General features: G+C 42.5%; 21 protein-coding genes. 15 read left to right on the top strand and 6 right to left on the bottom strand.

The features are described 5' to 3' along the window. Nucleotides 1-43: 43 nt before the first annotated feature. The 3 genes from ACWA2B_RS22565 to ACWA2B_RS22555 all read right to left on the bottom strand — a co-directional run bounded on the left by ACWA2B_RS22565 (nucleotide 44) and on the right by ACWA2B_RS22555 (nucleotide 2,153). A complete protein-coding gene (locus ACWA2B_RS22565; protein WP_449292641.1) occupies nucleotides 44-1,234 on the bottom strand; it encodes an oxalate decarboxylase family bicupin in 1,191 nt (396 codons plus the stop codon). A gap of 86 nt (nucleotides 1,235-1,320) precedes the next feature. Next, nucleotides 1,321-1,800: a Cys-tRNA(Pro) deacylase gene (ybaK, locus tag ACWA2B_RS22560; protein ID WP_449292633.1), complete on the bottom strand. Its 480-nt coding sequence runs from the start codon at nucleotides 1,798-1,800 to the stop codon at nucleotides 1,321-1,323. A 17-nt stretch (nucleotides 1,801-1,817) separates the two neighbouring features. After that, nucleotides 1,818-2,153, bottom strand: a complete 336-nt coding sequence (locus ACWA2B_RS22555; RefSeq protein WP_449292632.1) for a ribosomal protein L7/L12 — start codon at nucleotides 2,151-2,153, stop codon at nucleotides 1,818-1,820. Between the two features lie 314 nt (nucleotides 2,154-2,467). On the opposite strand from ACWA2B_RS22555, the gene ACWA2B_RS22550 reads away from it, so the two are divergent. From ACWA2B_RS22550 to ACWA2B_RS22505, 10 genes are all read left to right on the top strand, one after another. Continuing rightward, nucleotides 2,468-3,376 carry an ROK family protein gene (locus ACWA2B_RS22550; protein WP_449292631.1) on the top strand — a complete coding sequence of 303 codons (909 nt, stop codon included), beginning with the start codon at nucleotides 2,468-2,470 and terminating at the stop codon, nucleotides 3,374-3,376. 35 nt (nucleotides 3,377-3,411) lie between these two features. Beyond that, a complete protein-coding gene (locus ACWA2B_RS22545; RefSeq protein WP_029515109.1) occupies nucleotides 3,412-4,020 on the top strand; it encodes a DUF1349 domain-containing protein in 609 nt (202 codons plus the stop codon). Nucleotides 4,021-4,231: 211 nt separating this feature from the next. Continuing rightward, the gene (locus ACWA2B_RS22540; RefSeq protein ID WP_029515108.1) at nucleotides 4,232-5,647 is read left to right on the top strand and encodes a glycoside hydrolase family 1 protein; all 1,416 of its coding nucleotides are present in this window, start codon (nucleotides 4,232-4,234) and stop codon (nucleotides 5,645-5,647) included. 232 nt (nucleotides 5,648-5,879) lie between these two features. Then, nucleotides 5,880-6,260, top strand: a complete 381-nt coding sequence (locus ACWA2B_RS22535) for a VOC family protein (protein ID WP_069011186.1) — start codon at nucleotides 5,880-5,882, stop codon at nucleotides 6,258-6,260. A gap of 352 nt (nucleotides 6,261-6,612) precedes the next feature. Next, entirely contained in the window at nucleotides 6,613-7,164 is a 552-nt protein-coding gene (gene yfcE / locus ACWA2B_RS22530) for a phosphodiesterase (RefSeq protein WP_029515104.1), read from the top strand. 118 nt (nucleotides 7,165-7,282) lie between these two features. Next, on the top strand, nucleotides 7,283-8,329 hold the full coding sequence (locus ACWA2B_RS22525) for an agmatine deiminase family protein (RefSeq protein ID WP_449292630.1): 1,047 nt from the start codon (nucleotides 7,283-7,285) through the stop codon (nucleotides 8,327-8,329). Between the two features lie 13 nt (nucleotides 8,330-8,342). Next, nucleotides 8,343-9,218: an N-carbamoylputrescine amidase gene (gene aguB / locus ACWA2B_RS22520; protein WP_025721082.1), complete on the top strand. Its 876-nt coding sequence runs from the start codon at nucleotides 8,343-8,345 to the stop codon at nucleotides 9,216-9,218. 141 nt (nucleotides 9,219-9,359) lie between these two features. After that, on the top strand, nucleotides 9,360-9,890 hold the full coding sequence (locus ACWA2B_RS22515) for a hypothetical protein (protein WP_449292629.1): 531 nt from the start codon (nucleotides 9,360-9,362) through the stop codon (nucleotides 9,888-9,890). Nucleotides 9,891-10,178: 288 nt separating this feature from the next. Then, on the top strand, nucleotides 10,179-12,200 hold the full coding sequence (locus tag ACWA2B_RS22510; protein ID WP_449292628.1) for an oxidoreductase: 2,022 nt from the start codon (nucleotides 10,179-10,181) through the stop codon (nucleotides 12,198-12,200). Nucleotides 12,201-12,396: 196 nt separating this feature from the next. Next, entirely contained in the window at nucleotides 12,397-13,317 is a 921-nt protein-coding gene (locus ACWA2B_RS22505; protein ID WP_449292627.1) for an aminoglycoside phosphotransferase family protein, read from the top strand. Nucleotides 13,318-13,421: 104 nt separating this feature from the next. On the opposite strand, the gene ACWA2B_RS22500 is transcribed toward ACWA2B_RS22505, so the two are convergent. Beyond that, nucleotides 13,422-13,577 (bottom strand): hypothetical protein, encoded by a 156-nt coding sequence (locus ACWA2B_RS22500; RefSeq protein ID WP_245231687.1) that lies wholly within the window; start codon nucleotides 13,575-13,577, stop codon nucleotides 13,422-13,424. An 86-nt stretch (nucleotides 13,578-13,663) separates the two neighbouring features. On the opposite strand from ACWA2B_RS22500, the gene ACWA2B_RS22495 reads away from it, so the two are divergent. From ACWA2B_RS22495 to ACWA2B_RS22480, 4 genes are all read left to right on the top strand, one after another. Continuing rightward, complete coding sequence (locus ACWA2B_RS22495) at nucleotides 13,664-14,113, top strand: Imm63 family immunity protein (RefSeq protein WP_029515094.1); 450 nt, start codon at nucleotides 13,664-13,666, stop codon at nucleotides 14,111-14,113. 128 nt (nucleotides 14,114-14,241) lie between these two features. Beyond that, complete coding sequence (locus tag ACWA2B_RS22490) at nucleotides 14,242-15,225, top strand: ABC transporter substrate-binding protein (RefSeq protein ID WP_449292626.1); 984 nt, start codon at nucleotides 14,242-14,244, stop codon at nucleotides 15,223-15,225. Between the two features lie 33 nt (nucleotides 15,226-15,258). Further along, on the top strand, nucleotides 15,259-16,284 hold the full coding sequence (locus ACWA2B_RS22485; RefSeq protein WP_318628352.1) for a FecCD family ABC transporter permease: 1,026 nt from the start codon (nucleotides 15,259-15,261) through the stop codon (nucleotides 16,282-16,284). Beyond that, nucleotides 16,281-17,288 carry a FecCD family ABC transporter permease gene (locus tag ACWA2B_RS22480; RefSeq protein ID WP_029515089.1) on the top strand — a complete coding sequence of 336 codons (1,008 nt, stop codon included), beginning with the start codon at nucleotides 16,281-16,283 and terminating at the stop codon, nucleotides 17,286-17,288. The genes ACWA2B_RS22485 and ACWA2B_RS22480 overlap by 4 nt, the downstream gene beginning before the upstream one ends. A 162-nt stretch (nucleotides 17,289-17,450) precedes the next feature. On the opposite strand, the gene ACWA2B_RS22475 is transcribed toward ACWA2B_RS22480, so the two are convergent. Beyond that, the gene (locus ACWA2B_RS22475) at nucleotides 17,451-18,026 is read right to left on the bottom strand and encodes an NAD(P)H oxidoreductase (RefSeq protein ID WP_029515088.1); all 576 of its coding nucleotides are present in this window, start codon (nucleotides 18,024-18,026) and stop codon (nucleotides 17,451-17,453) included. A 234-nt stretch (nucleotides 18,027-18,260) separates the two neighbouring features. Between ACWA2B_RS22475 and ACWA2B_RS22470 the strand changes: the two genes are divergently transcribed. Next, nucleotides 18,261-18,632, top strand: a complete 372-nt coding sequence (locus ACWA2B_RS22470; RefSeq protein ID WP_029515086.1) for a winged helix-turn-helix transcriptional regulator — start codon at nucleotides 18,261-18,263, stop codon at nucleotides 18,630-18,632. Nucleotides 18,633-18,734: 102 nt separating this feature from the next. Here the strand turns inward: ACWA2B_RS22470 and ACWA2B_RS22465 are convergent, their stop codons facing one another. Further along, on the bottom strand, nucleotides 18,735-19,163 hold the full coding sequence (locus tag ACWA2B_RS22465; RefSeq protein ID WP_039274565.1) for a VOC family protein: 429 nt from the start codon (nucleotides 19,161-19,163) through the stop codon (nucleotides 18,735-18,737). Between the last annotated feature and the right edge of the window lie 188 nt (nucleotides 19,164-19,351).

Raw genomic sequence — 19,351 nt, 5'->3', positions numbered from 1 at the left:
GATACGGTGTTTTTTTGTATAGTAATCATCGGACCTCTTATGGTTATTTCTTTTTAGGGTAAAAAGAATACCCGGGATACTTAACGACAGGCCATTTTACCTTTCGTAAATTAGAGATCACATCAGTACCTACATGTAAATTACTCTGAATCAGTTCTGTAGGCGTAAGGGCCATCCATTGATTCAAGGAAACATCTGCAAAACGGTCACTTTTAAACATTTCAAGAAACCAAAGTGTGCTGGAGCCTGTATTTTGAATGTAATGACCGTAAGCAAAGGGCACATATCCAACATCTCCGGCTCTAAAATCAAACGTACGGGCTGCACCATTACCGCCAAAGACAGTCATCTGTCCTTGCCCGGCAAGATAGTATTGCCATTCGTCATTATTAGGATGCCAGTGCATTTCCCGCATGGCACCGGGTTCAATCTCAACAAGAGCAGCTGCGATGGTTTTGGATATCGGAAAATTGGAGGAGTCGACGATTCGTACGCTTCCGCCCGGCGTTTTGATTGGGAGCTGGGCTAGTAATTTATGCTTGAAGGACTGAGGTATCGTACCATAGGGAGAGGACACTGCTTGGCTTTGGATTGAACCGGGAATGTAATCCTGATAGATATATACTTGGTCTTGAGGAATCGCTGCAAAATCAGCTTCTGGTACACCAAAATTTGCAGAAAGTACGTCTTTGGGAGTATGTGCGAACCAATCGGAGATGGATAGGGTGTTCAGATCGGAGAAACTGCCATCATCAAAAACCAGCAAAAATTCGCACCCATCCTCAAGCCCCTGTATAGAGTGCGGAATGCCAGGAGGAAAATACCAGAGATCTCCGGGACCCACATCAGCAATAAAATTACGTCCATTTTGGTCTACTGCCGTAATGCGAGCACTTCCCAACAGCATATATGACCATTCCGCTTGCTGATGCCAGTGAAGCTCACGTACACCACCCGGTGTCAAACTCATATTCACCCCGGCAAGGGTTGTAGCAATAGGTAATTCCCTTACCGTTACTTCTCTTGACCACCCACCATGATTAAGCTGCATATGGGCATCAGAAAAAGAAAATCTCATATTTGGAATGAGACCATTGTCCGTTACGGGGGGAACCAGCATATCGGGATTCTGTAGATCCCTCATCACATCACGTGGACCCTTATCGATGCCCCCAGCACCATCACTTCTGATGGGTTGGGGGATTCTTGCATTTTTCGGGTAATCATTATGCATCATTAAATCTTCCTCTCCAGGTTGAAGCTTGATGAAGTATGGGATAAGAAAATACGCATAAAGATTTTATGATCATGTAGTGAGTTTTATGCTGTATGCGTTAGATCTGTAAACTGAGCCTGAATGATTTGAGCTAAATCGTGCGGACTTAACTCCAGTTGGGTCCCAATTTTCCCACCGCTTACAACGATGGCTTCCAGTTCCAATGCAGGCTGGTCGATAAAAGTGGGGTAGAGCTTTTTCATTCCTATGGGGGAGCAGCCACCGCGAATATATCCCGTAAACTTTTGCAAATCCTTAACTGGAAGCATTTCAATTTTTTTCTCTCCTGCGGATTTGGCTGCTTTTTTGAGATCAAGCTCTTTATGTACAGGAATTACAAAAATAAACAGATTTTGTTTGCTGTGTGCAACCAAAGTTTTGAAAACTATCTCCGGGGCTCTATCGATTTTCTCAGCCACATTCATACCGTCTATTTTTCCATCTTGATGATCATAACTCAAAATATTGTATTGTATATGTTGCCTGTCCAATATGCGCATGGCGTTTGTTTTGCTGGCACTCATCTTATTTCTTCCTTTCTTTAGAGTTTTTCCAAGTGATCCACATAATCCTTTGCATCCTTAAGGGAAAGATCCTTAGCCGTTCTCAGTTCTTTTATGGCTTGAATCTTTTTTCCTTCCCTAATGAGCAGGAGCAACCTTTCATTGATATCTTCTGAAGCTCCTGCATCTAGAATATGTGGAGGAGAGGCAGCGATGGTGCCTGACAGCGATGTTCCTTGTATTCCTGAACGATTTTCTAGACGCTCCACGTCGGATTTCAAGTCATTAAGCCGAGATTGAAGGCTGTAGACCTTAATTAAAAGTATGACGGAGAGGAGCAATGCGATGATTGCTATATACTCAATAGCTGACAACAGAATTCCCCCCTATTTAAGTGACTTTCAACGCAGAAATGCTGCACTAAAAATTTATTTTTTATTTATAGTATAGCATGATGATAGAGAAGAAGAGGAAAAGGCGTACAAATTGACTTTTTACAGGCAGAGCGTTATATTACAACTTATTATAAACCTTTTAATAAATACTGGAAAAGGAGTGTATTCAAATACAACCAGTCTCCAATAATACCATTCGGGTTAAACAAATTAATGTAGAGTTAGTTAAAAACACACTGAAATCCAAGGAATATGCAACCAAGTCATCGATAGCCAGTATCACAGGTCTTAGTGTGGCAACCTGCGGAAATATTCTGAATGAGCTTCTTCAAACCGGGGAAGTATTAGAGACGGAATTGGAAGAGTCGAACGGCGGACGTCCGGCTAGACGGTACAAATATAACGCTGATTATTCTTATATTATCTGTTTAAATGTGAAAACGGAAGGGGGTATACATTCTCTTACTTATGCTGTTGCTAATTTGCTTGGTGATACCATCATCGAGAATACTTCCATTGTGCCTCATATTGATTATGAGGTCATAGAAACCCAAATTGGAGAGCTGATTAATAACTATGGAAACGTCAAAGCCATTGGGATTGGCATCCCCGGGGTCGTTCATCAAGGAATTATCGATGTTTGTGATCTCGACCTGCTCATAGGAGTCCCTGTAGGTCCACAGCTTCAAGATAAATACGGATTAGAAGTTACCATTGAAAATGATATGCATTTAACAGTCTACGGATTTTATAACATGCAGAATTATGATGAGGATAAAACCTTTGCTATTGTTACGTTTCCAAAAGACAATTTCCCCGGAGCGGGTTTTATTGTCGATGGACATTTGTTAAAAGGAAATACCAAATTTGCGGGGGAAGTTTCCTTCTTACCTTTTGATTTAACAAGAGAGGAACAGCTTAAACAGTTAAATAGCATAGAGGGCTTTGTTCCTCTGGCGATCCAAACGATAACTTCCATTATTGCGATTATAAACCCTGTATCTATCGCTTTGACTGGAGAGTTATCCAAGCCGAATCTGTTGGACGATATTTATAGCGGCTGTCTAAAAGATATACCCAAAGAACATATGCCCGAGATTTTTGTGAAAAACGATACGCATGATGAATACATGTATGGCTTGATTTCGGTGACCCTTGAAAGTCTGACGTACAATTTGCAATTGGTGGAGAAAAGGAAATAAGACATCGTTCAATAAAGCATGAGAGGATGAGATTAATGAATCAAAAATCGATTGCATGGACTACAGGGACATGGACTAATCACCCTGTATCATCCATAGAAGAAGACCAGTTTCTTAAAGTTGAAACCAGAGAAGGAAGCGACTACTGGGAAAAAACTTTGTATGGGTTTGAACGCAGTAGCGGACATTCCCTGCTTACAGACTGGGAAGAAGGCTCTGCCATCGAAGTCACGTTTCAATTAGGCTCATTTACGGAGCTTTACGATCAGGCCGGTATAATGCTGTATCAAGGACAACAAAAGTGGATTAAAGCCGGAATCGAATTAAATGACGGAATTCCTCAGCTGGCAGTCGTAGTCACAGATGGCTATTCCGATTGGTCATTAGCTCCTGTACCCGATTGGGTAGGGAAAAATGTCACGATCCGTGCTTCACAACTACAGGACGCGGTTATCATTAGAGCCCGAACCGAAAATCAAAGCTGGCGCACTGTACGTGTAGCACGTTTTCCTTATGAAACGGGACAACAGGCAGGTCCTTTTGCCTGCGCGCCGACTCGAGCCGGCTTTCAGGTTATCTTTACACGCTGGGTAAGTACTGAACCAGATAGAGATATTCATGTAGATCCGCCATTTGAAGAATAGTCATTTTACTCAATAATAGAAGAGTTATAAATATGGGAATAATTATTGGAGATAATACTATGATAAGCTCTGGATGTTTTTAAAATAAAACTTGACATGAAACGCGTTACAAACCTTAAGATTCAATTAGAAGTACTTTATAACACATTTGCATAAGGGTAACGTGTTTCTATCCTAGTTAATAAAAAACATCAGCAAAGGCGGAGAAAATATGAGTACACAGTTTCCAAAAGATTTCCTGTGGGGCGGAGCAGTTGCTGCTAATCAGCTCGAAGGCGCTTATCAAGAAGATGGAAAAGGCTGGTCCATTCAGGATGTAACTCCTCGTGGTGGTTGGGGGCCCGTTACGGATGTACCCACAGAAGATAACATGAAATTGATCGGTATTGATTTTTATCATCATTATAAAGAAGATATCAAACTCTTCGCGGAAATGGGTTTCAAAGTATTCCGTACTTCTATCGCATGGTCACGTATTTTCCCTAAAGGTGACGAACTGGAGCCTAACGAAAAAGGCTTGCAATTTTATGATGATTTGTTTGATGAACTTCACAAATATGGAATTGAGCCACTCGTTACACTATCTCACTATGAAACACCTTTACATTTGTCCAGAGAATACGATGGTTGGGTAAACCGTAAGCTTGTTGATTTTTATGAGCGCTATGCTACAACTGTATTTAATCGCTACAAAGATAAAGTTAAATACTGGTTGACTTTCAATGAAATCAACTCCATTCTTGAAGCACCATTCATGAGTGGAGGAATTAGCACACCAAAAGATCAACTTAGTGAGCAAGATCTTTATCAAGCTATTCACCATGAGCTTGTAGCGAGTGCAAGAGCGGTAAAAATCGGTCATCAGATCAACCCTGATTTCAAAATTGGCTGTATGGTGCTGAGTATGCCTACTTATCCGTTGACACCAAATCCAGACGATGTCATTGCTGCAATGGAATTTGATCACAGAAACATGGCATTTGCCGATATTCACGCAAGAGGTCAATACCCAGGTTACATGAAACGTTTCTTTAAAGAAAACGGGATTACTATTCACTTTGAACCAAGTGATGCCGAAGATTTGAAGCATACCGTTGATTTTATCTCGTTCAGCTATTATATGAGTACTTGTGAGACAGCTGACGAAGCTAAAAAAGTCAAAGGTGAAGGTAATATCCTTGGTGGTGTCATCAATCCGCATCTTGAGGCAAGTGAGTGGGGCTGGCAAATTGATCCGCAAGGTTTGCGTTATGTCCTGAATACGTTCTATGATCGCTTCCAAAAACCACTATTCATCGTTGAAAATGGTCTGGGCGCCGTTGATGAACTGATTACAAATGAAAAAGGCGAAAAAACGGTTGAAGATGACTACCGGATCAACTACCTGAATGATCATTTGGTTCAAGTTGGAGAAGCTATTGAGGACGGAGTAGAGGTTTTGGGCTATACGTCTTGGGGATGTATTGACCTTGTCAGCGCATCGACCGCTCAACTTAAGAAACGTTATGGCTACATTTACGTAGATCGTCACGATGATGGCAGCGGTACACTTGAAAGATATCCGAAGAAATCGTTTCATTGGTATAAAGAAGTTATTGCTACGAATGGTGAAAGCTTGAAACGTTAATTTATAAATAATCCAGTGATTAATTATATATAAATGAAGGCTTATAGATAGCGACCGCTTTTTTTCTTTTACGAAGCGGTCGCTAATTTTTTAGGGGTGTTAGAATTGGACAAAAATTAATTACTAATATATATTAAGACTTATTAAAACATTAATAATAACTATACAGAAAATTGAGTCCAGTATAAATTAATGATTTTTTAATGATGAGGGCTGCAGAAGGAGGAAAATAATGAAGATTGAGCATGTAGCGATCTGGGTGAGAGACTTAGAAAAGATGAAGAGCTTTTACGAGCAATATTTTGATGGAAAATCTAACGATAAATATTATAACGCTACAAAAGGATTTGAGTCCTATTTTATCACCTTTGAGGATGGAGCAAGGTTAGAAGTTATGCGTAAAACGGGAGTAGATCATTCTCCACAGATCAATATTACGGGCTGGGCTCATGTGGCATTTTCCGTTGGAAGTAAAGCACTGGTGAATGAAAAGACAGAGCAGCTCATGCTTGCAGGATATGAAGTAGTGGGTCAGCCAAGATTGACAGGTGACGGCTATTATGAAAGCGTAATTAAAGATCCAGAAGGTAATTTAGTGGAAATTTCAATGTGAGTAGCTTTTCAGTTCTGAAGAGTGAGCATGTGGAATCCTACAATGAAGCTTTAAAAGAAATCTGACTTCTGTATCTAAATAAGCGAAGCGAGGATGGATCGGTGGTAATGTGCCTTCTGGTGTGATTGCGGTTGAAAACCCTTGCAAGGTCACCCGTAAAATCACCGAAGATGATAAGTACAAATATAAAAGGAATAACAATAAACTACAGTTCACTCGGAGCTGTAGTTTATTGTCTTAAAAAGAGTATGACCAAACGAAAGAACATTTTTGCACAGATTTGTTTAGGGAATAATGCAATAATGTGCTTAAGTGGAATATTTTCAGCCTATTCAGAAAGGAAAGAATAATTATGAAATTGATGTTTATATCAGATATTCACGGCTCACTGCATTGGTTGCAATTGGCACTGGAAAAGTTCAGGGAGGAGAAAGCCGATCGTCTTGTCCTGCTCGGAGATTATATGTACCACGGACCACGTAATCCGTTACCAGAAGGGTATAATCCGGCAGAAGTCGCCGCACTGCTGAATAAGCACAAGTCCCATATTGCGGTTTCTGTGCGCGGAAATTGCGATGCAGAGGTGGATCAGATGCTGCTGGAGTTTCCTATGATGGGTGATTATGCTTTGCTATACCATGAAGGACGGAGAATCTATGTCACGCACGGACATGGCTTTAGTATCGGAAATTTACCACCACTAGAAGCGGGAGATGTGTTTATCCAGGGACATACTCATATTCCGGTAGCGGATGTGGAAAATGGGATCTTTATACTGAACCCCGGTTCGATCTCGCTGCCAAAAGAAAACTATCCATCCTCTTACGGTGTGTTGGAGGGGGCACAATTCACTGTGAAGGATTTTGATGGGAATACAGTGAAAGCAATCACATTTTCAAAGTAATTTACTCCAATGTGAATGTAAATTATTGAAAGTTTTCCGCTTCGATTGAGACAAAGATCATATTATTGTATGATAGGAGCGGAGTCTACATTATGAAAAAGAAAGAGAGCTTCAATACATGCAAATTAAGGATTCACATTATAAGATGCCGCCTGAATGGGCGCCACATGAACGCACGTATATTTCTTGGCCTGTAAAATCTTCAATGGTTTACCCAGATATGCATGCTGATGTATGCAAGGGCTATGCCGGAATTGTACGCGCCATGGCGGAATTTGAACCAGTTACTGTGGTCGTAAATCCGGATGATCTGGAGAACGTTAAGGCGCTTGAACTTGGGGAACGGGTAGAACTGCTGCCGATTGAGCACAGTGATGCGTGGCTGCGTGACAACGGCCCTACTTTTCTCACAGACGAGCATGGTCAATTGGCAGGTGTAAACTGGAAGTTTAACGCCTGGGGCGGCAAATACGCTCCATGGGATCTAGATGACCAGGTTGCGCCGCAAATTTTGGACCAACTTGGAGTTCCACGGTTTGACGCACCGCTTGTGATGGAAGGCGGCTCACTGCACGTAGATGGCGAAGGCACACTGATTACAACCGAAGAGTGTTTGCTCAATTCCAACCGAAATCCGGAATTAAGCAGAGAAGAAATTGAACGGTATGTATGTGAGTATACAGGTGCCGAGAAGATAATATGGCTAAAACGTGGTCTTAGTGGCGACGAAACAGATGGTCATGTGGACAATATTGCTTGTTTTGCAGCTCCTGGCAAGGTCATTATGCAAGTATGTGATGATCCTGAGGATGAAAATTACGAAATCACGCAGGAAAATCTGCGCATTCTGGAGCAAGCAACGGATGCCCAAGGCCGTAAGCTGGAAGTGATTCGGATCGGCCAGCCGCCGCGCGTGGATTATGAAGATAGCCGATTGACACTGAGCTATATTAACTTCTACTTTGTGAATGGCGGCATTATTTTGCCGGTATTTGGCAGCACTGCCGCTGAGAGCGATCTTGCAGCTGAGCAAGTGCTGGCAAATGTATTTCCAGATCGCACCATTCGTACGGTAGACGGTATGGCGGTCATCCGTGAAGGCGGTAACGTGCACTGTACGACCCAGCAGATGCCTGCTGTAAGCGTTGAACGATACAACATCTAAAAGGAGGACTAACGTGAGAAAAGTAAAAGTGGCAGCAACTCAAATGAGCTGCTCTACCAATATCGAAGAAAATATTAGTAAAGCAGAGAAGTTAGTACGTGAAGCGGCTGCGCAGGGCGCACAAATTATTTTGCTACAGGAGTTGTTCGAGACTCCATATTTCTGCCAGAAGGAAAAGTCTGATTATTATTCATATGCCACTGAGCTGGAGCACAACAAAGCGGTTAACCATTTTAAGAAAATCGCCAAAGAATTACAGGTTGTGCTGCCAATCAGTTTTTATGAAAAGAAAAACTACGCGCGCTACAACAGTCTTGCTGTCATTGACGCAGACGGTGAAGTGTTAGGTAAATACCGCAAAAGCCACATCCCGGACGGTCCTGGGTATGAGGAGAAATTTTATTTCAATCCGGGCGATACCGGTTTTAAAGTATGGAATACACGTTATGCCAAAATTGGGGTAGGCGTGTGCTGGGATCAATGGTATCCTGAGGCGGCCCGCTGTATGGCGCTCATGGGCGCAGAACTTTTGTTCTATCCGACAGCTATTGGCTCAGAACCGCAGGATTCTGCCATCGATTCCAAGGATCACTGGCAGACTTGCATGCTGGGTCATGCTGCTTCCAACCTGATTCCAGTCATAGCTTCCAATCGGATCGGAACTGAAACGGACGAAGACTCCAGTATTACATTCTACGGTTCATCCTTTATTGCCGGACATCAAGGTAACAAGATCGCAGAAGCGGGTCGTACCGATGAAGAAGTGCTTACTGCTGAATTTGACCTGGATGAGCTGGAAGTAGGACGGATTGAATGGGGCATTTTCCGTGATCGTCGTCCTGAACTGTACAATATGATTGCCACCTATGATGGTGATTTAAAAGTATAATCTTGATACGGATAGACAAGTCTCCCTTGACGTCAAGCCGGGGTGTTTCCTTTCATTGGACTCACCCGGCTTTTCGGGCAGGGGATTTTTGGTTTCTGAATGGAGCACTTCTAGTGATGGATAGGAGGAAAGAAAACAGCAATGAGACATAAGGGGATAGACCAATCACTCGCACAGTTCCCAACTTCGACAGAAGAGGATCAAGAGTGGGAATACTCGAGTGAAAGAGATATGGCTATTCTGGGCTTGTGGGACGAATACACACTATCTGCTCAGCGTTTATGTGAACGAATGGCTACCGAAACCCACCAATTCAGACCTTCTGAGTTTGATCCGTTCCCAACTCAGTTTGAATGGCTGGAACAGAAAGAAACAGACTTGATTATTGATGGAATATGGTCAGCTGATTTGCATGGTGATCATTGTCTGTTTATGAATATTGTGGAGCATCACCCAGAACGGCATACATCTATTGAGGCTTATATTTACGATACCCAGGTCATCGACGAAGGATTTTTCCTTAAATATCTGAATACCTCTCCTAAAGCCTCAGCCTACGCACCTTTATTCGAAGTAAATGGATATACCACAATGTGTGGACTGCTGGACAGATACGTTAGGGAAGGGATTTTGGTACGTGTACCCAACGGTTTTAAAAGAACAGCTCGGTAGATGGATACCAGAATATAAGCATGATTTTTCCACACCAAAGGGACATTCCTCACAGGATTGTTCCTTTTTTATTTTATTTATAACTCCAGTTAATCTATAGATTGAAACTATGATTTAGTACATAAAATAGCATTAGAATTTATGGATTAGATGATATAAAATCAAGTCATAAGGAATAATCGTACTCAATAACATCTCGATATTCCCAAAAGTGAAATAAATCACATATGAGAATGCTTTAATGGAAGCTTGAACATGAAATTTGTACACTCGCAAGGAGGAAGAACAATGAACCACTATCCTGCTATCTTTGAACCTCTAACCATACGACGCATGACCTTGAAAAATCGGATTGTTATGCCCCCAATGGGAACTAACTTTGCTGCCATGGACGGAAGCTTTATTCAGGATCATATTGACTATTACGTGCAACGGGCCAAAGGTGGTACCGGCTTGATAACAGTAGAAAATGTTTGTCTGGATTTCCCAATGGGTACAAACGGAACAACCCAGCTGCGTATGGATAACGATCAGTTTATTCCCGGACTGTTTAGATTAACAGAAGCCCTACACTCTTATGGAGCTTGTGTTTCTGTACAAATTAACCATGCGGGTGCTTCAGCTTATGCGGGACGACTGAACGGAATTCAGCCTGTATCTTCTTCCAATATTCCTTCTAAAAAGGGCGGAGCGATTCCAAGACCTTTGCAAAAAGAAGAAATTTACGCCATTGTGCGCAAATACGGAGAAGCAGCGGGAAGAGCGCAACGAGCAGGATTTGACTGTGTTGAAATTCATGCGGGACACTCCTACTTGCTGAGTCAGTTTCTTTCGCCGATGTATAATAAACGCACGGATGAATTTGGCGGCAGTGCAGAAAACCGTACCCGTTTTGCCAGATTAGTCATTGATGAAATTCGTTCAGTGGTAGGCCCATTCTTCCCTATTTGCTTACGTTTTAGCGCGGAAGAGTTCACAGAAGGTGGGAACACACTGGAAGATACACTCGAGTTATTGGAGTATCTTAATGATGAGGTAGATATTTTGAATGTTTCTGCTGCTCTGAATGATTCCATCCAGTTCCAGATTGACGGGATGAACCTGCCAGATGGTTGGCGCTCATATATGGCCAAAGCGGTAAAAGAAAAATTCGGGAAGGTAACGATGACCTCAGGTAATATTCGGAGCCCACAGGCTGCGCAGGATATTTTGGTGAGAGGTGACGCGGATCTTCTGGCAATGGGTAGAGGCTTGATTGCAGAACCGAACTGGGTGCTTAAAGTGCAAAACGGCTACGAACATTTGCTTAGAAAATGTATCTCTTGCAACATTGGTTGTGCCGATCATCGTATCTCCAAAAGTAAACCGATTTGCTGTACGGTAAATCCGGATCTGTTCAAGGAAGCTGAATACCGGAAACAACGTGTTAAAAACAATGTTCAGGTTGTTGTGATCGGTGGGGGTACCGCTGGGATGGAAGCAGCATGTACGGCAGCCGAAGTAGGCTGCAAAGTAACCCTCTTTGAGGAGAAACCAGAGTTGGGCGGTTTGGCCCGTGATATTGCCCGCTTGCCAGACAAAACACGCATCAATGATTTCCCTGATTATCTGATTCAACGCACCAAACAGTTAACCAATCTGAACATTGTAACAGGGAGCCGAGCCGATTTGGCGATGATTAGTGCCCTGAATCCTGATATTATTGTCAATGCGACGGGGGCCATACCACTTCTTCCGCCTATTGCAGGTTTGCATGAGCAACTGGGCAAACCGGGGACAAAAGTGTTCTCCATCTTTGATCTTTTGCACAACATGGAGAAATTCCAGGAGTTTGAAGGTAAACGCATTGCTGTAGTTGGTGGCGGGGCTGTGGGACTGGATGTCGTCGAATATTACGCAGAGCGTGGAGCACAAGAGGTTTCCATTATTGAGATGATGCCGCTACTCGGTAAAGATCTGGATATGATTACCCGAATCTCCATGATGAAAATGGTAGAGGAGCGGGAAGTGAACGTCCATACGGAAACAGCTTTGACAGAAGTGTGTAGCGACCGTTTCAAAGTAAAGCATGGAGAACAGGAGTTTGAGATTCCTTTTGATCTTGGATTCGTATGCTTGGGTATGCGTTCATACAGTCCGCTGATGGACAGCTTGCTCGAATATGGTAAAAAACCTCAAGTAGAAGTTATTAATATTGGGGATAGTAAACAAGCTCGTCGTATTATTGATGGTACACGTGAAGGTCGCAATATTCTCAAAACCATTCAACGGGTAGACGAATTTAAACATGAGTTTTCGTATTCTTACTGATTTTATAATATAAGTGATGGGTGTTCACGATGGCAACTCAGTGAATATTGAGGTTGAAGAGACAGCTTGTCTTTTCAGCCTTTTATATTTGAGTTTTTTCTGGAAGAAGATTGATTCCTCTGTCATTTCAAAGGTAAACTATGGAAAGCATATAGTAAGTTAGTAAGTAAGGCTATTTTAACGTGGGGGGATGAGCGTGAATCAACTCTTTAGTGAAATACCGGGTGCCAGCAAGTGGAGCAACGTGGAAGAGATTCATAGAGGCTGGTCCAGTGACAAAAAATATTATATTCAAACCACTGATGGTAGAGACTTGCTGCTAAGAATGGCGGATATGGTTCATTATGATAAAAAGAAACGCGAGTTTGAAGCTGTAAAAAAGCTGAATCACGTGGAGAATCTGTTCATGTCCCGGCCGCTTGAATTTGGGTTTTGTCATGAGGGTCAATCTGTATATTCCTTGTTCACCTGGATCGAAGGGAAAGATGCTGAAGAGATGATCCCCACGTTAGCTGCAGCACAACAGTATCAACTTGGAGTTCAAGCGGGAGATGCATTGAAAAAAATGCATGAGATTCATGCAGAGCCAGATCGAGTCCCATGGGCTGAGCATTATAATGGCAAAATCAACAGGTATATTACAAACTATAAGTCATGCGGTATTTTCTTAAAGGGAGCAGATCAAGCCATAAGCTTTATTGAGCAAAACCGTCATCTATTAGAAAATCGTCCTCAAACATTTCAGCATGGGGATTATCATGTGGGCAATATGGTGGTTACCCCATCTGGTGAACTGGGTATCATCGATTTTAATAGAATGGACTATGGTGATCCTTGGGAAGAATTCAATAGAATTACCTGGTGTGCAGCATTAAGTCCTTTATTCGCTTCGGGCCGAATCCACGGTTATTTTAATAACAATGTACCTGATTTATTTTTTAGATTAATGGCTCTGTATATTGCAAGCAATCAGCTTTCATCGATCCACTGGGCCATTCCATTTGGCAAAGAAGAGGTAGACGATATGGTGCAACGAGCTGAAGAGGTATTGGAGGCATATGATGACTTTCAATCCTATATACCGAAATGGTACCTGCCCAGTTACCGCGACTTGTAAATATGAAGACCGCTGCTCCTGGGAGTGACGGTCTATTTTTTAGCATTCTATTATCGTCACTTTTAGCTTAACGGTAGAACCTTTGGCAGAAACGGAGGAGGCCTTTACGCTGTTACCTTCACTAATGGATTGACCTGCCACCTGGACAGCAATGGCCTAATCGTGCCTACGTGATCGTTGTATACCAAGGTTGCTTGTTGAAACGTAACGATAAACGTTGATGTTGCTGAAGCTGCGAGCGCGTACGTTCCATTGAACATCAGGGATACCACTACCCATAGAATAGCCGATGCTTTCGTCCATATGACTTGAATTTATTTAGTAGAGAGAGGGAAGGGAAAATCTGATGAAAAAAATATATAGCGAACAAGAACTCATAGATATGACGATTAAACTGCTTGAACAAACTTCAATATATGAAGAGCAGTATGAGCAATATGTAAGACGACCTTTCTGTACGGATTTTTATGATGATCTGAGTCCGTATGTGCAAGTGAGCAAGCGGGGTTATACGCTCCAAATGTATGAAAGAGGCATACAGATGCTGAACAAGCTTACGAAAGAGGAAGAGGATGTGATTTATTGGATCATCGAAGATACAATTCACATCATTGCCCATCTGAATCTGCTTCGCAAATATAAAGTGGATAACATAAATACTCATTTAAAATATACAAAGGAGATCATGAAGGAGCTGACAACTTCAATGAACAAAGCATTTTATGAAATTGGAGGAATCTATCAGGAATGGCATGAAGCGAATAGAAGAGCAACACTGGAGAACCCATTAAAGTAAAACAAAACAAGAAACAGTTGACAATCAGTGAGGTAAAATTTACAATTTTATATTAGTGATAATGATTATCAATATCATTAATTTTAAGTATGCTTTGCACTTACTATATTTCAAAGGAGATTTGCAACATGCATCGTATGATGAACAAGAAGTTTCACATGATTTTATGTGCACTATTCGTAGTGATTTTCGTTATTTCAGGTTGTGGGAATGTTGGCAGCTCCTCTGATTCATCTGCTAAATCCGCGTCGTCCACGAAGGAAGAGGTAAGCAGTGATTCTGATACGCGTACAGTCTCTACGGTAAAAGGAGATGTGAAGGTGCCCGCTAATCCTCAACGGGTAGTCGTGAACTGGTATGTTGGCGATGTATTTACACTAGGGATTAAGCCGGCCGCAGTCATGGGGTGGAAACAAGAAACGATGCCTTTTTACGATAAGTTTAACGACGTCCCCAATATTGAAAAGTGGGAAACTGAGGAAATTATGAAGTATGATCCTGATCTCATCATTACATATGATACAAAGGATTATGATAAGCTGTCTAAAATTGCGCCTGTTCTTGTGATACCTGAGGATAAAATGACCTCCCTAGAACGTTTGAAATTTCTTGGTCAGGCCACAGGACATGAAGCAGAAGCGGACAAAGTGATTTCACTGTTTGAAAGCAAGCTGAGTCAGGCCAAAGAAAAACTAAATTCCGACATATTCAAGGACAAAACGTTTAGCATTTTCGAGGACTGGGGCAGTGGCTCCTACGGAATTTATTATGAAACAGGCTCACGCGGAGGAACGTTGCTTTACAATTATCTTGGACTTCACAAACCGGAAAAGCTCAACACATTGGTTAAAAACTCCGGAGAGAATCGTGGTTCTTTATCCTACGAGGTAGCTGCTGAATACTTTGGAGATTATGTCCTTTGGTTTAAGCAGGAAGGCAAGGAATCCGAATATGCGAAGACAAAAATCTGGAGCAGCATTCCAGCCGTTAAAAACGGACATATCATCGAAATTCCAGCGAAATATGCAGGACTGTTCTATTATTCGGACGTTGCTAGTATGACGGGACAGCTAGATTATATGATTAGCAAATTGCTGGAACAGACGAAGTAACGATGCATAATTGACCAACTAAGGGTGTAATCGATGTCTACTCACAAAGAACCAAATAAAAAAGGAATATTTCATTTTATAGGCTGCATGATCGTGGGCGTGTTCCTGCTTCTGGTGGTTACCGCAGCATCCATTACCTTTGGTGCTGCGGAAATGAGCTTGAAGCTGGCGTGGGGGGCTATATTTCAGTTTGATCCCAACATTACGGAACATCAGATTATTCACACCTTGCGGTTTCCACGCACCGTGGCAGATATCATTGTAGGGTGTAGCTTGGCTGTGTGTGGGGCGATTATGCAGGGAACCACTCGTAATCCACTAGCGGATTCGGGACTCATTGGCATAAGCTCAGGCTCGACATTTGCTATTGCGTTATGTATGGCCTTTTTGCCTGGTCGCACCTACGGAGAAACCATGCTGTATTCTTGCCTAGGTGCAGCAATCACTACGGGCATTACGTATTACATCGCATCTATAGGCAAGCGAGGCATGACGCCTCAGCGACTGGTACTGGCAGGAATGTCCATCTCCATGCTTTTTGGTGCATTTAGTACGTTTATCGCTATTAAGTATGAGATTGGCCAAGCCCTTGATTACTGGTCTGCTGGTGGTACAGCCAGTGCCAAGTGGGGTGAATTAGCTTTCATTGCGCCACTGTTTGTAGTGGGTTTGGTCTGTGCCATCGCGCTTTCTCCCTCAATTACGATTTTGAGCTTCGGGGAGGATGTAGCATCAGGCTTGGGTATTCGTGCCAATAGGATTAAGTTGTTTTCAACCCTAATTGTATTAATTCTGACGGGGTTATCGGTTATTGTCGTCGGTCCTGTTGGCTTCGTGGGTTTGATCGTGCCACACATTATGCGCCATCTGGTCGGAACGGATTATCGGTATATTATCCCGGCCTCAGCTTTGTATGGAGCAGTCTTTCTGTTGGCAGCGGATTTACTTGGACGACTGATCAATCGCCCTCACGAAACACCCCTTGGCATTATTTTTGCCTTGGTGGGCGTACCCTATTTTCTCTACCTTGTGCGCAAGCAAAGGAGGGAGTTTAGTTGAAGCTGTCCCGCAATAGCAGGGGTATTAGCATTATTTTACTGTTAGTAGTGCTGACGCTGTTAGTGGCTATACTCAGTATGAATGTTGGGAAAATGAACCTTTCTCCACTCGAAGTTTTCAAGGTCATCATGGGCGAAGGAACGAGCAAACAGAACCTGATCGTGTTTGACTTTCGACTGCCACGTATTGTGCTTTCTATATTGGTAGGTATTGGCATGGGGATATCAGGCTGTATCATGCAAAGCTTGCTCAAAAACGACATGGCCAGTCCCGGGACACTCGGCATCAGCTCAGGCTCGGGGCTATTTGTACTTATGTATATTACGTTGTTCGCTAGTGAAGGATTGCTATCGCCGATTCTTCTTCCAGGGTTAGCTTTTGCAGGCGGCCTCACGGCAGCTTTCTTGATTTTTATGTTTGCTTTCAGGCGGGGAAGAGACATCTCGCCTACAGGCCTAATTTTAACCGGTGTCGCTATGGGGAGTGGCTACAGCGCATTATCTCTGATGTTGACACTCCGGCTAGACAAGCAACAGTATGACTTTGCTCTGAGATGGCAGGCTGGAGACCTGTGGGGGGACGACTGGAGCTATATTATGGTGCTGCTCCCGTGGGTGTTTATCATCTGTTTTTACGTTTTTTACAGGTCTAACACACTCAATACGTTGAATTTGGGGAATCAGACAGCATCGGGCCTCGGTGTAGCAATTAAAAGGGAGTTTATCGGCTTGACGATTGCTGCCGTTGCGCTCGCTTCTGGTAGCGTGGCACTTGGAGGGAATTTCTTTTTTGTAGGCATGGTCAGTCCCCATCTAGCGCGCAAGCTAGTAGGGCCCAATCATAAGCTATTGCTACCTACGACAGCATTAGTTGGTGCACTCGTCATTTTGATTGCTGACACACTTACTCGGACGATCAGCTTTGGTGCAGATATTCCAACCGGAATTATTATCACCATACTGGTTACCCCTTATTTCCTTTACTTGCTGTCGAAAGCTAGTTAAATGCAGAATAATGAAAAGACGCTAACCCCTGTCCATGCAAAATATGGCTGGGTTAACGTCTTTTTTCGCGTTACTACTTAGGTCTCCTTGCGGAAAGATAATTCTTTCTCGCATTCTGTTAGGATTTCCGGCCTTCGTGTCGGAGGGGATTGTAAATAAAGCCTAATCCTTGCCATAATTCAAACCAAAGTGATAAGCTTGATCCAGCAGCATTACAAAATGACCGGAATTTGAACTCAGGGTCTCATCTAAGAATTCAACCTTGGAATTGGAAACTCCGCAATAATCTGCAATTCCCACATTCAGCAAATGAGTAATCATTTCATCATAGTTACGCTTTTTCAACTGTTCTTTCGAAACGCCGGCCAAGCCAAGCCACAAGATATGCTGATGATGCAGGTGATTCGAACCGTACGCAAACCCATTGTTCCATACACGGTCAATATAACCCTTCAGCATAGCTGGCAAATTCCACCACCAAAGTGGAAAAATAAATGCCAATGCATCATGCTCCTTCATCCGCCTTATTTCCATTTCTACTTCAGGGGAAAAGGACTGTTCCGCAACTGTCAAATCCGGTTCATCTACTCCTTTTAAAATAGGATCAAAACCAATCCCATGCAAATCTAATATCTCATAATCGTGGCCTGCATCGGCAAGACCCTGTACGAAACGATCAGCAACCTTAAAGGTCAAGGAATCTTTTCTCGGGTGTGAAACAACGGTTAATACTTTCATGCTTCTTCACTACCTTTCTCAATAGCTTACTTCTAGGAATGCTCAATGCTTGATGCTATTATATACAGTAGGAAAATAATCTGGAAGTACGCACTTCTAAGTTCTATAGGATGATACAGGTGCCATAGGAACATGGAAGTGCCCTAGGTAGATTCCCTAGAAACTGATCTGAGTAATGAATTGAAGTGATGGGTTGTTCTGAGCAAACGAAGCCTTCTAAAGGAGGATTAAGAAATGACTGAACAGACAAAAAATAGGGTTCAAAAGAAGTATCAAGTTGGAGTGGAAGCGGCTTTAGAGGTGATGGGAGGGAAATGGAAGCCTTTAATTATCTACCATCTGATGACAGGACGGAAACGAACGTCTGAGTTTCGTCGGTTAATACCCGGCATTACACAAAAAATGCTGACCACTCAGCTCAGAGGCCTAGAAAAGGATGAGATCGTTACACGAAAGGTTTATAATGAAATCCCTCCTAAAGTAGAGTATGAGTTAACGGACTACGGCTGGGGATTAAAACCCGCGCTAGACCATTTATGCTACTGGGGAGAGGATCACCTGGATAAGATTCATGGAGACAAATTCAAGGTTTTGGAAGAATTCTAAGGCTGCTGTATAGAGTAACTTTAAGCTGATATTAAGCCCTCACAAAGTATTCAATTAGAATAGCTTGCGAGGGGCTTAACTATCGCAGGGTAATATAACAGACTAACTGTCGGTCATTCCGTTATCATAACTTAATTGCCATTCAATTCCGAACTTATCTTTAAGGCTACCGTAACATTTGCTCCAGAATGTTTCTTGAAGTTCCATGTTTACGGTTCCTCCTTCTTTTAATTTATGAAAGTACGATCGAATTTTCTCTTCGTCCTTATTGACGATGGCGAGGCTGATGTTGTTTCCGGCTACGAATGGCATACCAGGAAAAACGTCTGAAAACATGACATTACTACCATCAATTTGAAGCCGCGTGTGCATGACCAGATTTTTGGCTTCTTCTGGTAGAGGATAATCAGGATTGGGCGGTGCTTCACCGAACGTCATAATTTGTGGTTTCTCAGTCCCAAATGCCTCTGCGTAAAACTCCGCTGCTTCACGACAGTTTCCATTAAAGTTAAGATAAACATCAACAGACATGTGTTTCACTCCTTTAAGAATCATTATTTTTCCATACTATATGGCCTTATCTCATTATTAACCTGCAAACTAACAAAAATACAGTAAGATCCGTTTTGCGAAAGTATTTGCGGCTTAACATGTTCAATTTTTAAAACAAATGGGCATTATATTCAAAGTAATGGTATGATAGCTTAGTTAAATCTGAA

The sequence above is a fragment of the Paenibacillus sp. CMM36 genome (assembly GCF_053570945.1).
The sequence above is the reverse complement of the archived record's forward strand: the minus strand, read 5'-3'. Positions and strand labels throughout refer to the sequence as shown.

Excerpts from the sequence above, each read along its gene's own strand:
- ACWA2B_RS22565 (WP_449292641.1), bottom strand. The coding sequence starts at position 1,234 with ATGCATAATGATTACCCGAAAAATGCAAGAATCCCCCAACCCATCAGA.
- ybaK (WP_449292633.1), bottom strand. The coding sequence starts at position 1,800 with ATGAGTGCCAGCAAAACAAACGCCATGCGCATATTGGACAGGCAACAT.
- ACWA2B_RS22545 (WP_029515109.1), top strand. The coding sequence starts at position 3,412 with ATGAATCAAAAATCGATTGCATGGACTACAGGGACATGGACTAATCAC.
- ACWA2B_RS22540 (WP_029515108.1), top strand. The coding sequence starts at position 4,232 with ATGAGTACACAGTTTCCAAAAGATTTCCTGTGGGGCGGAGCAGTTGCT.
- ACWA2B_RS22535 (WP_069011186.1), top strand. The coding sequence starts at position 5,880 with ATGAAGATTGAGCATGTAGCGATCTGGGTGAGAGACTTAGAAAAGATG.
- yfcE (WP_029515104.1), top strand. The coding sequence starts at position 6,613 with ATGAAATTGATGTTTATATCAGATATTCACGGCTCACTGCATTGGTTG.
- ACWA2B_RS22525 (WP_449292630.1), top strand. The coding sequence starts at position 7,283 with ATGCAAATTAAGGATTCACATTATAAGATGCCGCCTGAATGGGCGCCA.
- ACWA2B_RS22515 (WP_449292629.1), top strand. The coding sequence starts at position 9,360 with ATGAGACATAAGGGGATAGACCAATCACTCGCACAGTTCCCAACTTCG.
- ACWA2B_RS22510 (WP_449292628.1), top strand. The coding sequence starts at position 10,179 with ATGAACCACTATCCTGCTATCTTTGAACCTCTAACCATACGACGCATG.
- ACWA2B_RS22500 (WP_245231687.1), bottom strand. The coding sequence starts at position 13,577 with ATGTTCAATGGAACGTACGCGCTCGCAGCTTCAGCAACATCAACGTTT.
- ACWA2B_RS22495 (WP_029515094.1), top strand. The coding sequence starts at position 13,664 with ATGAAAAAAATATATAGCGAACAAGAACTCATAGATATGACGATTAAA.
- ACWA2B_RS22490 (WP_449292626.1), top strand. The coding sequence starts at position 14,242 with ATGCATCGTATGATGAACAAGAAGTTTCACATGATTTTATGTGCACTA.
- ACWA2B_RS22485 (WP_318628352.1), top strand. The coding sequence starts at position 15,259 with ATGTCTACTCACAAAGAACCAAATAAAAAAGGAATATTTCATTTTATA.
- ACWA2B_RS22475 (WP_029515088.1), bottom strand. The coding sequence starts at position 18,026 with ATGAAAGTATTAACCGTTGTTTCACACCCGAGAAAAGATTCCTTGACC.
- ACWA2B_RS22470 (WP_029515086.1), top strand. The coding sequence starts at position 18,261 with ATGACTGAACAGACAAAAAATAGGGTTCAAAAGAAGTATCAAGTTGGA.
- ACWA2B_RS22465 (WP_039274565.1), bottom strand. The coding sequence starts at position 19,163 with ATGTCTGTTGATGTTTATCTTAACTTTAATGGAAACTGTCGTGAAGCA.